Source organism: Novosphingobium sp. BAM6, from assembly GCF_057784955.1.
The window spans coordinates 427,634-440,888 of record NZ_JBYNTR010000002.1 but is presented as its reverse complement, the minus strand read 5'-3'; the positions used below and the strand labels follow the sequence as shown (position 1 = coordinate 440,888).

Below are 13,255 nucleotides of genomic sequence, written 5' to 3'. Positions count from 1 at the left end.
GCGGCTGCACGGCGGTTATGCCAGCAAGCTCCAGATTCACACTCCCGCGCTGAAATCGCGGCGCCTTTTGTCTGGACCGCACCGCTATTGCGACGCATACCCAGCACAAGCGCACCGAACGTTCATCTCAACGAAGGAACTGCGAATGCCCCCCCATATCGGAAAGCTCTCCGCCCTCCTGCTCATGGCAGGCCTGTGCACGGCCGCCAGCGCCCAGGCACCCGCCCCCGGCACTGCGGCTGATACCGCGACCGGCACGATCTACGACACCGCCCACAAGGCGATCGGCACCATCAGCCTCAAGGAAACGGCCTCGGGCGTGTTGCTGCGCGTCGATGCCCGTGGCCTGCCCGCAGGCTGGCACGGCATGCATTTCCATGAAAAAGGCGATTGCAGCGACGCCATGTTCAAGGCCGCAGGCGCGCATGTCCATATGCAGACGCCCGTCGTTCACGGCTTCATGATGCAGGGTGAGAACGACGCGGGCGACCTGCCAAACCTCTACGTCGATGCCAAGGGCAAGGCGATGGTCGAGCTGCATTCGACGCTGGCCTCGCTCCACGGCGAAGGCGGGCGCCCCGCACTGCTCGATGCCGATGGCTCGGCGCTGGTGATCCACGCCAAGCCCGACGACTACACCACCCAGCCGATCGGCGGCGCGGGCGACCGCATCGCCTGCGCGGTCATTCACTGAGGCAGCGCTTCGAGACAGCCCCGTGTAAGGTCACGCCTCGCACGGGGCTGGTTTCAACATACCTTACGCCAGCCAGTCAGGCACCTGCTCGGCAGCAAGGATGGTCGAGGGCTCGATACGCGCGGCGACGAGCGCCCACTTGTCGCCATCGACCATGACTTCGGGCACCAGCGCGCGGCTGTTGTAGGTGTTCGCCATCGTCGCGCCATAGGCGCCCGCCGTGCGGAACACCGCCAGATCGCCCGCCTTCACCACGTCGATGGTGCGACCCATCGCAAAAGTATCCGAACTTTCGCAGATCGGGCCGACGATGTTGGCCACCATGGTCTCGCCCGAAGGCGTCACCGCGTCGAAATCGTGCCAGGCATCGTACATCGCCGGGCGGGCAAGGTCGTTCATCGCCGCGTCGACGACCACGAACGGCGCGCCCGTGCCCTGCTTCACGCGCACCACTTCGGTCACAAGCAGCCCGGCATTGCCGACGATCACGCGGCCCGGCTCGAACATCACGGTGACGTCCCAGTCCTTCGTGACCTCGGCCACCATCGCGCCGTATTCGGCGGGACCGGGCAGCACATCGGTGGTCTTGTACGGCACGCCCAGACCGCCGCCGAGGTCCATGTGCGTGACCGCGAAACCGTCCGCGCGGATCGCGCGCATCAGGTCGCCCATCTTGGCAAAGGCCTGGCGCGAGGGTTCGAGGTCGGTGATCTGGCTGCCGATATGCACGGCCAGCCCGCGCATCATCAGGCCGGGACGCGCGGCAAGGCGGGCATAGATCCCGGCAGCACGATCATAGGCGACGCCGAACTTGTTCTCGGCCTTGCCGGTCGAGATCTTGGCATGGGTCTTGGCATCGACATCGGGGTTCACGCGAAGCGCACAAGAGGCGACCAGCCCGCGGGCCTCGGCGATGTCCGCCAGTTCGTGGCCCTCTTCCTCGCTTTCGAGGTTGAACTGGCCGATCCCGGCTTCGAGCGCGGCGACCAGTTCACGCGTCGTCTTGCCCACGCCCGAGAATACCACGTCCTGCGCCGGGATACCCGCCGCCAACGCGCGGCGCATCTCGCCTTCGGAGACCACATCGGCACCGTAGCCTTCCCTGGCCAGCAGACGCAGCACCGCAAGGTTCGGGTTCGCCTTCACCGCGAAGGCGATGTGGACCCGGTCCACGGCAGCCAGCGCCTCGCGGAACACGCGGGCGTGGCGGGCGATGGTGCCGCGCGAATAGACATAGACCGGGGTGCCGACCTCACGGGCGATTTCGGCCAGCGAGACCTGTTCGGCGTGAAGCACGCCGTCTGTAATGTCGAAATGGTTCATGGACGGTCCTGTGGCGGGCTCAGTTGCCCTGTGCCCCGGTTGTGGGCGTTTCTGTCGGGTTCGCGGTCGGCGTATCGGACGGCGTCGAAGTCGCTGTCGGATCGGGTTTTTCCGGCGGCGGCAGGTTGAACGGATCGTCCTCGCGCGTTTCCGACTTGGTGCGCAGTTCGAGGTTGCGCTCCGGGATCGCGATCGTCGGCGTCTTGAGCAGCGCTGTCGAATTCGGACGCTCGCTCACGCCATAGGGCGCGGGCGGAAGCATCGCGCCCTTGGGCGGTTTCAGCTCTGCACGCTGCCCGCAGGCGGCCAGCGCAAGCGACAGTGCGAGAGCGGAAACGACAGCGATCTTGCCGGAAAAACGCATCAATTCAATCACTCCAGACCGAGCGCCACGCGCGCCTCGGCCACACGCAGACGAACCTGATCGGGCGCCGTACCGCCGTGCGACTTGCGCGCGGCGACCGAGGCCTCGACCGAGAGCGCCTTGAATACGCGCTCGTCGATGCGGCTGTCGATGGCTTTCAGGTCGTCCAACGGCAACTGGTCGAGCGCAAGGCCGCGCGTCTCCGCCAGCTTGACCGCTGCGCCAGTGATGTGGTGCGCCTCGCGGAAGGGGATATCACCCTCACGCACCAGCCAGTCGGCAAGGTCAGTCGCGGTCGCAAAGCCGAGTTCGGCGGCGCTGCGCATGCGGTCGGTCTTGAAGCGGGTCTCGGCAACCATGCCGGTCATCGCCGCGATCGACAGCGCCAGCAGCCCGGCGGCCTCGAACACCGGCGGCTTGTCGTCCTGCATGTCCTTCGAATAGGCGAGCGGCAGGCCCTTCATCGTCATCATCAGCGCCATCAGGCAACCGGTGATCCGTCCCGAATGGCCGCGCACCAGTTCGGCAGCGTCCGGGTTCTTCTTCTGCGGCATGATCGAGCTGCCGGTGGAAAGGCTGTCAGGCAGCGCGACGAAGCCGAACGGCTGGCTGGCCCAGATGATAAACTCTTCCGCCAGACGCGAGAGATGCAGGGCGCACTGGCTGGCGGCCATCAGGTAATCGAGCGCGAAGTCGCGATCGGACACCGAATCGAGGCTGTTGTCGGTCGGCGCGTCGAAGCCCAGCGCTTTCGCGGTCATCGTCCGGTCGATCGGGAAGCCGGTGCCTGCCAGCGCTGCTGCGCCCAGCGGGCTGCGGTTCATCCGCTTCCTCGCATCGGCAAAGCGCGAACGGTCGCGCCCGATCATCTCGTAATAGGCCATCAGGTGATGGCCGAGCGTCACCGGCTGCGCGGTCTGCAGATGCGTGAAGCCGGGCATGATCGAATCGGCATGTTCACCCGCGCGCGCGACGAGCGCGACCTGCAGGGCGTCGAGCCCCGAGATCGCCTGATCCATCGCATCGCGGACCCACAGACGGAAATCGGTGGCGACCTGATCGTTGCGGCTGCGTGCGGTATGCAGGCGGCCTGCCGCCGGGCCGATCAGTTCGGCAAGGCGGCTTTCGGTGGTCATGTGAATGTCTTCGAGATCCCAGTTTTCCGGGACTCCGCTGACCTCGTACTCCGCCGCGACCGCATCCAGACCGTCGCGGATCGTCACGGCATCTGCCGCCGAAACGATGCCGCAGGCGCCCAGCATCGCGACATGTGCCTTGCTGGCGGCGATATCCTGACGCCACAGCGCCTTGTCGAAGGGGATCGAGGCATTTATCTCGCGCATGATCGCCGACGGTCCTTCCGCGAACCGTCCGCCCCACATCTGGTTGGAGCCGCCTGCCTTGCTCTCTTCGAAATCGCTCAAGTCGCTAATCCTCGCATCGCTGGCGGGGACAGCCACGCTCCTCGCCGGGGGCTGCGATAGGCAAAGCAAGGACGCCGCGCAACCTGCACCGTCGCAGGAGGCCAGCGATACGCCTGCCGCTAGCGCCACTGCCGCACCGGCGCCCGCCGTGACCGGCACGCTCGACCGTTCGCACAAGGGCGAGCCGCTGCCGCAGATCACGCTGGTCGACGTCTCCGGCCACAAGCTGGAGCTGACCTCGCTGAAGGGCAAGCCGGTGCTGGTGAACCTGTGGGCGACATGGTGCGCGCCCTGCGTCGCGGAACTGCCAACGCTCGATACGCTGGCGGCGAAGGCGGACTATCCGGTGAAGATCCTGCCGATCTCGCAGAACATGGGCCAGCCCGACAAGGCCGCCGAGATACTCCAGCGCCGCAAGCTCAAGCACATCGCGCCGTGGACCGACAACGAGGGCGATCTCGGCTTCAAGTACGGCGGCAACCTGCCCGAGACGATCCTGTTCGACAGTCAGGGCCGCGAGGTCTGGCGCTGGTCGGGCGGCAACGACTGGACCAGCCCTGTCGCCCAGAAGCTGATCGCCGAGGCGAAGTAGGGGTCTGTTTGAAAATCCGCGCCATGCGGATTTTGCGGCACCGGCCCTCTCCCGTCCCGAAGATCACGAACATGTCCGGGGGACATATTCGCTGAGGGGGCCAGCCTCCCAACAGGGTACATTTGTGGGAGGCCGGGTGGGGGAGAGGGCCGGTGCCGGGCCGAAAATGCCTGAACGGCATTTTCCACCGAAAGACTCATTTCATCCGGAGGTTCAGCCCCGCGCACAGGAACTGGACCTCCTCCACGCACGCGGCGACGCGCTGGTTGACGATCCCCGCCGCATCGCGAAAGCGGCGGGCCAGCGCGTTATCGGGCACGATCCCCAGCCCGACCTCGTTGGTGACGAGGATCACCGTGCCGCGTGCGGCATTTATCGCCTCGATCAGCCTGTCGAGCGCCTCGGGAATATCGCGGTCGGCCAGCATCAGGTTGCTGGTCCACAGCGTCAGGCAATCGACCAGCAACACCGCGCCCTCGCCATCGTTCGCCGCCAGGGCCTGCGGCAGGTCAAGCGGAGCTTCCACCGTTCGCCACCCCTCGCCGCGATCGGCCTTGTGGCTGGCGATCCGCGCGTGCATCTCCTCGTCGAAGGCCTGCGCGGTGGCGATATAGACCGCCTCTTGCCCGAGCGCCTCGGCCCGCCCTTGCGCGTAGCGGCTCTTGCCCGAACGCGCGCCGCCGATCACCAGCAGGCTGCTCATCGCTCGCGCCCCAGCGCCATGCGCATCAGCCCGCCGACATCGACATGACGCTCCAGCTCGACAGCGATCTCGTCAAGCGCGGCATCGACCGTGGAAGCATGGCTGCGTCCATCGGAGGCGACGCCGAAACGCTCCAGCAAAGCCGTCCGCAGCCCCGTACTGGCAAAAGCCCCGTGGACATAGGTGCCGATCACCCGCCCGTCCGCGCCCATCGCGCCATCCGCGCGCGTACCGTCCAGCGTGGCGAAAGGCCGGGCGCAATCCGGCCCGGAGGTCTCGCCCATATGCATCTCGAAGCCCTCGAACGTCTGCCCCATCGCGGCGCCCGAGACGCGCAGCAGCGTCTTGCCGGAGGTCAGTTCGGTCTCGACATCGAGCAGGCCCAGTCCTGCGATTTCCCCCGGCTGTCCTTCGATCCCGCGCGGATCGCGGATCACGCGCCCCAGCATCTGGTAGCCGCCGCAGATGCCCAGCACGCGGCCGCCACGCCGGTGGTGGGCGAGAATATCGATATGCCAGCCCTGCTCGCGCACCGCCGCCATGTCGGCCAGCGTCGCCTTCGAGCCGGGCAGGATCACCAGATCGCAGTCGAGCGGGATCGGCTGGCCGGGCGGCACCATCACCAGTTCGACGCCGCTCTCGGCCTTGAGCGGATCGAGATCGTCGAAATTGGCGATACGCGGCAGGATTGGACAGGCGATGCGCAGCGCGGCGCGGCACGAGCTATCGGGCCTTTCCAGCACCACCGCATCCTCGCTGGGCAACCGCGCGGCAGCATGGAGCCACGGGATCACGCCATAACCCCGCCAGCCCGACAGCGCCTCTATCTGCGCATAGCCATCCGCGAACAGGCTGGGCGTGCCGCGGAACTTGTTGACGAGAAAGCCCCGGATCATCGCCGCGTCGTCCGGGGCAAGCACCGTGCGCGTCCCCACCAGCGAGGCGATCACCCCGCCCCGGTCGATATCGCCGACCAGCACGACGGGCACTTTCGCAGCGCGCGCAAAGCCCATGTTGGCGATATCGCCCGCGCGCAGGTTGATTTCCGCCGCTGCGCCCGCGCCTTCGACGACCACAACGTCCGACTGCGCGCGCAGCCGCTCCCAGCTTTCCAGCACTTGCGGCAGCAGCGCCGCGCGCGCTTCGCGAAAATTGCCGCCGCCGATGGTCCCGCGCACCTGCCCCTGCACCACCAGTTGCGAGGTATGATCGGCCTGCGGCTTCAGCAGCACCGGGTTCATGTCGGTATGCGGCTCGACCCGGCAGGCCAGCGCCTGAAGCGCCTGCGCCCGGCCGATCTCACCCGCGTCGATGGTGACGGCGGCATTGTTCGACATGTTCTGCGGCTTGAACGGGCGCACCGCCAGACCGCGATTGGCAAAGGCCCGGCACAGCCCCGCCACCAGCACCGACTTGCCCACGTCCGAGCCCGTGCCCTGCAACATCAAGGCGCCCATCTTACCCCATCCCCCAAAGAACGCCCGCCGCGATCAGCGCGAGCAGCACACAGGCCCGCACATAGACCCGCAGCGCACGGAATACATCGTCGGCACAAGCCTCTGTCCGCCCACCGCCGATCCATGGCTTGTCCTGCAACGCCCCATCGTATGACACCGGCCCGGCCAGCCTCAACCCCAGCGCGCCCGCCATCGCCGCCTCGGTCCAGCCGGCGTTGGGCGAGGCATGGCGCGCGTGGTCGCGCCACAGCACGCGCCAGCCTCCACCCCCTGCAAGGCACAGGACCATCCCGCCCAGACGCGCCGGGATCAGGTTGAGCACGTCGTCCAGCCGCGCAGAGGCCCAGCCGAACGCGCGCCAGCGCGGCTCGCGGTGGCCTATCAGGCTGTCTGCGGTGTTGATCGCCTTGTAGGCCCAGACGCCGGGCAGCCCGCCGACCAGCAGCCAGAACAGCGGCGCGGCGATCCCGTCGCAGAAGCTTTCGGCCAGACTCTCGATCGCGGCGCGGGCGATTCCGGCAGCGTCCAGACCCTCGACATCGCGCCCGACGATCATCGCCACGCCCCGCCGCGCGCCGATCACTTCGCCTCGCGACAGCGAAATCGCGATGGGCCGCACATGGTCATAGAGACTGCGCTGCGCCAGCGCAGGCCACGCCAACGCCCCGATGAAAATCCAGGCATGCGCTCCCCAGATCGCACGCAGCAGATATTCGAGCGCGAGCGTAACACCGATCACACCGCCCAGCAGGATAACGACCAGCGCCACACCCAGCATCCGCCGCGTCGCCTCCCGGCGTTCGGGATCATTCCAGCGCCGCTCCCCCGCGTCGATCACGCGTGCGAACAGGCCCACCGGATGCCCGATCCGGCGATAGACATTCCCCGGCCACCCGAACGCCGCATCGAGCACCAGCGCCACCAGCGCGACCGGCTCAACCATGGGATGCCAGCACGGACAGCAACCGCGCGCGCGCTTCCGCACTCGGCGGAAGGCCCAGCCGCAGCCAGTGCGGCTGGGCGTCGAACGGGCGCGTCAGGATCGCGTGGTGTGCGAGATGTCCGAACAGGGCATGAGCATCCGGACAATCGATCAGGCGGAACAGCGGGCAGACGCCTCGCGTTACGAAGTCAAGCTCCGCCAGACCTCGATCCAGCACTCCTGCGTCCTCGACCAGACGGGCGCGGGTCTGCGCGATCCACGCCGTGTCACGATAGGCCGCCGTGCCGATGGCAATGGCGGCGGCCGATACCGGCCATGCCCCCAATCGCGCACGCAGCGCCACCAGTACATCGCGCGGTCCGATCACGAAACCCAGCCGCACCCCGGCCAGCCCGAAGAACTTGCCGAACGAGCGGAATACCAGCAGGCGGCGGTGATCGGACACCTCTGCGACAAGGCTCATCCCCTCGTGGCAATCGGCAAAGGCTTCGTCGACGATCAGCCAGCCTTTGGCGCCGCGCCGGGCGAGCCATGCCATCAGCTTTGCAGGTTGCAGAAGGCGTCCATCGGGGTTGTTGGGATTGGCGAGGATCAATGTTTCACCATCCGCCATTTCGACTTCGGACGACGAGACCTCACGGCTGCCCGCCACGATCTCGCCATGGGTGCGATAGGTCGGGGCAAGGTGAAAGGCAGAGGCCTGTCCCAGCAGGTCGCCGACCAGCCGCAGGCCGACTTCGGTGCCCGGCACGGCGCAGACATGCGCCGGATCGCAGCCGAAGTGCTTCGCCGCCGCTGCCTCCAGATCGCGCAAGGCACCTTCGTCGGGCAGGCTCTGCCAGTCGATGGCAAGGCTTTGCGCGTGAGGCCAGGGCTGCGGATTGATCCCGGTCGAAAGGTCGAGCCAGGGCAGCTCGCCCTCGCCGAAGTGCGCGCGCGCGGCGCTGAGGCCGCCGCCATGCCAGGTCCAGCGCGTGCTCATGTCATCAGCGCTCCCTGCACGACGAGCCCCAGCAGGATGGCGGTCTCAATCAGTTCGATGCCCGCGCCGTGGCCGTCGCCGGAAATCCCGCCGATCCGGCGCGACAGCCAGCGTGCCCAGAGCCATGCCGCCGGCACGCCCACCAGCAGAGCGGGCACGAACCACGCCGCGACCAGCAGCGCGATGCTCCACAGCGCCAGATCGCGCGGGCGCACCGCATCGCGAAAGCGCGAGGCGAGCCCTTCGTGCAGCGGGGCCAGCACGCGCGTCCACACCAGCGGAGCGATCCGCGCGGCGAACGGGACGAGCACCAGCGCCCCCACCAGTCCGCGATCGAGCACACCGTGCAGCAGCACCAGCTTGGCGACCAGTTGCAGGGCAATCGCCGTCACCCCGAAGCTGCCGACATGCGGATCGGCAAGCACCGCGCGCAGCCGTTCGGCGTCCTTGTGCGCCGCACCGCTGGCATCGGCCATGTCGCCAAGCCCATCGAGATGCAGCGCGCCGGTGACGAGCACCCACACGACCAGCCCGACAAGCGCCCCGGTCCAGTTGTCGAGGCAAGCCCCCGCCCTGGCCGCCGCTGCGACCAGCGCGCCCACCAGCAAGCCCGCCGCCGGAAACCAGCGTATCGAGGCGGAGAAATCCTCCGCTGTCACAGTGACGCGCGGCGTCGGCAGGCGCGTCAGGAACTGGATCGCGACGATCAGGCCCTTCATGCGGCAAGCCCCACGATCTGCGCCATGCGGGGGCTTCGCTCCCACATGCGCAGCGTCAGCACCGAAGCATAGGGCAGATCGAAGGCCCAGAGCTGGCCTTGCGCGAAACCGAGCTGCGCCGCCAGCGCCGCGCGGATCGCCCCCGCATGCGTCACGACCAGCGTATCGCGCGCAGGCAAGGCCGCCAGCGCCTCGCCGACACGCGTGACCAGCGCCGACCAGCGCTCGCCCTGCGGCGGCGGACTGCCATCGGGATCGGCATGGAACGCGGCCAGCGCGGTCGGGTCCACCTCATCGGGAGCCAGCCCGTCCCAGTCCCCGAAATCGAGTTCGCGCCAGCGCGGATCGGTCTTGCAAGACAGGCCCCGTGCTTGCGTCAACTGCTGCGCCGTTGCCGCGCACCGTTGCAGGTCGGAGCTGGCGACCGCCGCGAACGCAAGAGCCTGCACCCGCGCAAGGCAGGCGGCCATGCCCTGCGGCGTAACCGGCGGGTCGCGATGGCCGAGCAACAGCCCCGGCACCGGCGGCGCGCCATGGCGCAGGAGATGGACGAGAAACCCGCTCACGCCCGGTTCGCCACGCCCGCTTCGGCGAAAGTCGCCATGCCCGCATGCATCGCCAGCGCCGAGCGGACGATCTGCACCGCCACCGCTGCACCGCTGCCTTCGCCAAGTCGCAGATCGAGCCGGAGCAGCGGCGCAAGGCCGAGGCGCTCCAGCAGCAGCGCATGACCCCGTTCCGCAGAGCAGTGCCCGGCAAGGCAATGGTCGGTGATCGCGGGAACGGCGAGTGCCAGCGGAGCAAGCGCCGCGCAGGTGATGAACCCGTCCAGCATCACCGGAATGCGCAGCCGTCGCGCGGCCAGCACCGCGCCTGCCATCGCCGCGATCTCGCGCCCGCCAAGGCGACGCAGGGTCTCGAACGGCGTCATCGGCGCGTCGGCATGGAAGGCCAGCGCGCGCTCCACCACGCGGCACTTGCGCGCGACTCCGTCGGGATCGAGCCCGGTGCCGGGGCCGACCCATTGCGCCGGATCGCCGCCGAAGCTGCGGGCGCACAGGGCGGCGGCGGCAGTGGTGTTGCCAATACCCATCTCGCCGATCACCAGCAGGTCGAGATCGGGCGTGACCACCCTGGCCCCTGCGCAAAGCGCGGCCAGACATTCCTCCTCGGTCATGGCCGCATCAACCGTGAAGTCCGCCGTCGGGCGATCGAGATCGAGCGGAACCACGGTCAGTTCCAGCCCTGCCACGCCCGCCAGCGCGTTGATCGCCGCGCCGCCGCTGCGGAAGTTCTCGACCATCGCGGCAGTCACGCTCGCCGGATAGGGGCTCACGCCATGGACGACAAAGCCGTGGTTGCCCGCGAAAATCGCCGCGCGTCCGCGTTGGAGCGCCGGGCGTTCGTTGCCCTGCCAACCGGCGAGGAACACCGCGATGTCCTCCAGTCGCCCGAGCGATCCGGCAGGCTTGGTCAGCTGCGCCTGCCGCGCGCGGGCGGCGGCGATGGCACCCGGATCGGCAACGGGAAGATCGGCCAGTGCGGCCTCGAAAGCGGCGATAGAGGGGAACGCGGTCATTCGACGACAAATCCTTGCGGAGGCGTACGGGTGATGAAGTGGCCCTTGATCGCCTGCGGCCACTGCTTGAACGGCACGCGCCCGTGCTCGCTTTCGGCATAGTGCGCGGCATAGTCGAGCAGCGCGGTCGCTGCCTCGCGATCGGGTGTGAAGCGGCCGAGCACATAGCCGACCTTGCCCGGCGCGCGCAGGTGGACGGTGCAGTGCTCGGTGCAGGCGAACAGGCAGGGCATCTCCTGCACCGCGATCCCGGCATAGCGCGCGTCCCCGGCCTGCACTTCGCGCAGCACCGCGACCAGTTTCGCGCCGCCGCGAAGGCCCGTGGCGTCCTCGCGCGCGTCGGCGCTGTGGCGGCAGGTGTTGCAGGCCACGATGGCCGGGCCATCCTCGACAGGCGTCAGCATGATCGGTCTCTCCTGTTATCTGTCATCGCTCGAACACCCGCGCGGCCAGCGCTTCGCGCGCCTGCCAGCCCCGGCGTTCGAGTTCGGGAATGTCATGGTCTTCCAGCGGGTAGCCCACGCAGAGCAGCGCGATCAGCGACCAGTCCTGCGGCACATCGAGTATCTCGCACACCGCCTCGGGCCGCAGGATCGAGACCCAGCCCATGCCGATGCCGCGCACCCGCGCGGTCAGCCACATCGTATGAACGGCAGTGACGCAGGAATAGCGCAGCGCCTCGGGCATCGTCGCGATGCCAAGGCCGTGCCCCGCCTCGGGCGCCTCGTCACAGAACACCGCGAGCAGTTCGGGCGCCTCACGCAGGCCATGCAGCTTGAGCGCGAGGTAATCCTCATGCCGCGCCTCTCCGGCATAACGCTGACCCGCACGCATATTCTCGGCATCGACATGCGCGACCAGCGCCGCGCGCACCTGTGCCGAGCGCAGACGCACCAACCGCCAGGGCTGTGCATTGCCGACCGAAGGCGCCAGCGCCACGCTGCCCAGCAGCGCCTGCATGTCGCTCTCATCCACGGCGCGCGTGGAAAAGTGGCGCACGTCGCGGCGCCAGCGCAGCAGCCGCTCGAACTCGCCCGCAAACGCAGCGTCGAAGGATGACATGACGAGGCTCAGAACTCGATCCCCGCCTGCGCCTTCACGCCGGAGCGAAACGGGTGCTTGACCATGGTCATCTCGGTGACGAGATCGGCGGCCTCGATCAGCGCCTCGGGCGCATTGCGGCCGGTGACGATGACGTGCTTCATCTCCGAACGCGCGGCGAAGACCTCGACCACTTCCTCGACCGGCAGGTAGCCATAGCGCAGGACGATGTTCAGCTCGTCCGCCACCACCATGTGGCAGTCGGGATCGGCGATCAGCCGCTTCACCTCGTCCCAGGCGGTGCGGGCCTTGGCGATGTCTCGCGCGCGGTCCTGCGTGTCCCAGGTGAAGCCTTCGCCCATCGGCTGGAACGAGACGTTGTTCGGGAAAGCATCGAAGACGGCTTTCTCGCCGGTCGTCATCGCGCCTTTCACGAACTGGACGACGCCCACTTTCATGTCGTGCCCGATGGCACGCACCACCATGCCGAGCGCGGCGCTGGTCTTGCCCTTGCCGTTACCGGTGTGGACGATCAGCAGGCCCTTCTCGCGGGTCTTGCCCTCCATGATCCTGCCGCGCGCGGCCTGCTTCTTGCGCATCTTCTCAGCATGGCGCGCCTCGGTATCCGCAGTCACTGCGGGCGTTTCATCGAGCGGCATCGGCCTGTTCCTTTCGCATGAGATAGACGTCCATGATCCAGCCGTGACGCGCCCGCAGGTCGGCGCGGCGCGCAGCAATCCGGGGAGCGGCATCGGCCAGCGGCCCGGCCTCCAGCGCCTCGTGCGCCATGCCGAGGTAGGCGCCCCACCAGATCGTGATTCCCGCCGGGTCCAGCACCTCGAAAGCACAGCCGCCGTCGAGCATGACCGCCACGGTATCCGTACCCTGCGGCCAGCCATGGTCGCGCAACAGGCGCCCGGTGGTGATCGTCACCGATCCGGCCAGCGGGTTGAGCGGAATCGCATGCGCGGCGGTGAGCGCGTGGATGCTGGTGATCCCCGGCACCACGCGCACGGCGATCTCGCGCCCCGCCCGTGTCAGCCGCTCGGCGATCCGCAAGGTGCTGTCGTAGAGCGAGGGATCGCCCCAGACGAGCAGCGCGACCTTGCCGCCTCGGGGCAAATGCCGGTCGATCTCGCCCTGCCAGATTTGCGCGATGGCATCGTGCCAGTCTTCCACGGCCCGCCGGTAATCGCCTTCACTTGCGCGCGCGGGCATATCGAATTCGGCGATCCGCACCGGCTGGGTGAGCACGCCCGCGCAGATCGTGCGGCGCAGATCGACAAGGTCAGCCTTCGCCTCGCCCTTGCGCGGCAGCAGGATCAGGTCGGCAGCGTTCATCGCCTTGGCAGCCTGCGCCGTCAGGTGATCGGGATTGCCGGTGCCGATGCCGATCAGGTGCAGGTCGAGCCGGGGGGAAGAGCCTGACATGCC

Annotated in this window: 16 protein-coding genes; 2 read left to right on the top strand and 14 right to left on the bottom strand. The window is 68.1% G+C overall.

What is annotated here, in order from left to right; all coding sequences use genetic code 11:
- Positions 1-145: 145 nt before the first annotated feature.
- The gene (locus tag AC3EC3_RS10715; protein ID WP_488489598.1) at positions 146-694 is read left to right on the top strand and encodes a superoxide dismutase family protein; all 549 of its coding nucleotides are present in this window, start codon (positions 146-148) and stop codon (positions 692-694) included.
- Positions 695-757: 63 nt separating this feature from the next.
- On the opposite strand, the gene lysA is transcribed toward AC3EC3_RS10715, so the two are convergent.
- The 3 genes from lysA to argH are packed head-to-tail and all read right to left on the bottom strand — an operon-like array spanning position 758 to position 3,763.
- Positions 758-2,017 carry a diaminopimelate decarboxylase gene (gene lysA, locus AC3EC3_RS10710; RefSeq protein WP_488489597.1) on the bottom strand — a complete coding sequence of 420 codons (1,260 nt, stop codon included), beginning with the start codon at positions 2,015-2,017 and terminating at the stop codon, positions 758-760.
- A 19-nt stretch (positions 2,018-2,036) separates the two neighbouring features.
- Positions 2,037-2,381 (bottom strand): hypothetical protein, encoded by a 345-nt coding sequence (locus AC3EC3_RS10705; RefSeq protein ID WP_488489844.1) that lies wholly within the window; start codon positions 2,379-2,381, stop codon positions 2,037-2,039.
- Between the two features lie 8 nt (positions 2,382-2,389).
- Positions 2,390-3,763, bottom strand: a complete 1,374-nt coding sequence (argH, locus tag AC3EC3_RS10700; RefSeq protein ID WP_488489843.1) for an argininosuccinate lyase — start codon at positions 3,761-3,763, stop codon at positions 2,390-2,392.
- Between the two features lie 19 nt (positions 3,764-3,782).
- On the opposite strand from argH, the gene AC3EC3_RS10695 reads away from it, so the two are divergent.
- Positions 3,783-4,397 carry a TlpA family protein disulfide reductase gene (locus AC3EC3_RS10695; protein WP_488489596.1) on the top strand — a complete coding sequence of 205 codons (615 nt, stop codon included), beginning with the start codon at positions 3,783-3,785 and terminating at the stop codon, positions 4,395-4,397.
- A 196-nt stretch (positions 4,398-4,593) separates the two neighbouring features.
- On the opposite strand, the gene cobU is transcribed toward AC3EC3_RS10695, so the two are convergent.
- The 11 genes from cobU to cobF are packed head-to-tail and all read right to left on the bottom strand — an operon-like array spanning position 4,594 to position 13,252.
- Complete coding sequence (cobU, locus tag AC3EC3_RS10690; protein WP_488489595.1) at positions 4,594-5,100, bottom strand: bifunctional adenosylcobinamide kinase/adenosylcobinamide-phosphate guanylyltransferase; 507 nt, start codon at positions 5,098-5,100, stop codon at positions 4,594-4,596.
- Positions 5,097-6,557, bottom strand: coding sequence for a cobyric acid synthase (locus AC3EC3_RS10685; RefSeq protein WP_488489594.1), 1,461 nt, complete (start codon positions 6,555-6,557; stop codon positions 5,097-5,099). The genes cobU and AC3EC3_RS10685 overlap by 4 nt, the downstream gene beginning before the upstream one ends.
- Position 6,558: 1 nt before the next feature.
- The gene (gene cbiB / locus AC3EC3_RS10680) at positions 6,559-7,500 is read right to left on the bottom strand and encodes an adenosylcobinamide-phosphate synthase CbiB (protein WP_488489593.1); all 942 of its coding nucleotides are present in this window, start codon (positions 7,498-7,500) and stop codon (positions 6,559-6,561) included.
- A complete protein-coding gene (gene cobD, locus AC3EC3_RS10675) occupies positions 7,493-8,482 on the bottom strand; it encodes a threonine-phosphate decarboxylase CobD (protein WP_488489592.1) in 990 nt (329 codons plus the stop codon). The genes cbiB and cobD overlap by 8 nt, the downstream gene beginning before the upstream one ends.
- Positions 8,479-9,201, bottom strand: a complete 723-nt coding sequence (gene cobS / locus AC3EC3_RS10670) for an adenosylcobinamide-GDP ribazoletransferase (RefSeq protein ID WP_488489591.1) — start codon at positions 9,199-9,201, stop codon at positions 8,479-8,481. Before cobS ends, cobD begins: the two co-directional genes overlap by 4 nt.
- The gene (locus AC3EC3_RS10665; protein ID WP_488489590.1) at positions 9,198-9,767 is read right to left on the bottom strand and encodes a histidine phosphatase family protein; all 570 of its coding nucleotides are present in this window, start codon (positions 9,765-9,767) and stop codon (positions 9,198-9,200) included. Before AC3EC3_RS10665 ends, cobS begins: the two co-directional genes overlap by 4 nt.
- Positions 9,764-10,780, bottom strand: a complete 1,017-nt coding sequence (gene cobT, locus AC3EC3_RS10660) for a nicotinate-nucleotide--dimethylbenzimidazole phosphoribosyltransferase (protein WP_488489589.1) — start codon at positions 10,778-10,780, stop codon at positions 9,764-9,766. The genes AC3EC3_RS10665 and cobT overlap by 4 nt, the downstream gene beginning before the upstream one ends.
- Positions 10,777-11,184: a DUF1636 domain-containing protein gene (locus tag AC3EC3_RS10655; protein WP_488489588.1), complete on the bottom strand. Its 408-nt coding sequence runs from the start codon at positions 11,182-11,184 to the stop codon at positions 10,777-10,779. Before AC3EC3_RS10655 ends, cobT begins: the two co-directional genes overlap by 4 nt.
- A gap of 22 nt (positions 11,185-11,206) precedes the next feature.
- Positions 11,207-11,842, bottom strand: coding sequence for a 5,6-dimethylbenzimidazole synthase (gene bluB / locus AC3EC3_RS10650; protein ID WP_488489587.1), 636 nt, complete (start codon positions 11,840-11,842; stop codon positions 11,207-11,209).
- Between the two features lie 8 nt (positions 11,843-11,850).
- Entirely contained in the window at positions 11,851-12,480 is a 630-nt protein-coding gene (gene cobO / locus AC3EC3_RS10645; RefSeq protein ID WP_488489586.1) for a cob(I)yrinic acid a,c-diamide adenosyltransferase, read from the bottom strand.
- Positions 12,467-13,252, bottom strand: coding sequence for a precorrin-6A synthase (deacetylating) (cobF, locus tag AC3EC3_RS10640; RefSeq protein ID WP_488489585.1), 786 nt, complete (start codon positions 13,250-13,252; stop codon positions 12,467-12,469). The genes cobO and cobF overlap by 14 nt, the downstream gene beginning before the upstream one ends.
- Positions 13,253-13,255 lie beyond the last annotated feature (3 nt).

Coding starts and splice junctions, on each gene's coding strand:
- AC3EC3_RS10715 (WP_488489598.1), top strand. CDS start 146: ATGCCCCCCCATATCGGAAAGCTCTCCGCCCTCCTGCTCATGGCAGGC.
- AC3EC3_RS10685 (WP_488489594.1), bottom strand. CDS start 6,557: ATGGGCGCCTTGATGTTGCAGGGCACGGGCTCGGACGTGGGCAAGTCG.
- cobS (WP_488489591.1), bottom strand. CDS start 9,201: ATGAAGGGCCTGATCGTCGCGATCCAGTTCCTGACGCGCCTGCCGACG.
- lysA (WP_488489597.1), bottom strand. CDS start 2,017: ATGAACCATTTCGACATTACAGACGGCGTGCTTCACGCCGAACAGGTC.
- cobT (WP_488489589.1), bottom strand. CDS start 10,780: ATGACCGCGTTCCCCTCTATCGCCGCTTTCGAGGCCGCACTGGCCGAT.
- AC3EC3_RS10705 (WP_488489844.1), bottom strand. CDS start 2,381: ATGCGTTTTTCCGGCAAGATCGCTGTCGTTTCCGCTCTCGCACTGTCG.
- argH (WP_488489843.1), bottom strand. CDS start 3,763: ATGTGGGGCGGACGGTTCGCGGAAGGACCGTCGGCGATCATGCGCGAG.
- cbiB (WP_488489593.1), bottom strand. CDS start 7,500: ATGGTTGAGCCGGTCGCGCTGGTGGCGCTGGTGCTCGATGCGGCGTTC.
- cobU (WP_488489595.1), bottom strand. CDS start 5,100: ATGAGCAGCCTGCTGGTGATCGGCGGCGCGCGTTCGGGCAAGAGCCGC.
- AC3EC3_RS10655 (WP_488489588.1), bottom strand. CDS start 11,184: ATGCTGACGCCTGTCGAGGATGGCCCGGCCATCGTGGCCTGCAACACC.
- cobF (WP_488489585.1), bottom strand. CDS start 13,252: ATGTCAGGCTCTTCCCCCCGGCTCGACCTGCACCTGATCGGCATCGGC.
- bluB (WP_488489587.1), bottom strand. CDS start 11,842: ATGTCATCCTTCGACGCTGCGTTTGCGGGCGAGTTCGAGCGGCTGCTG.
- cobO (WP_488489586.1), bottom strand. CDS start 12,480: ATGCCGCTCGATGAAACGCCCGCAGTGACTGCGGATACCGAGGCGCGC.
- cobD (WP_488489592.1), bottom strand. CDS start 8,482: ATGAGCACGCGCTGGACCTGGCATGGCGGCGGCCTCAGCGCCGCGCGC.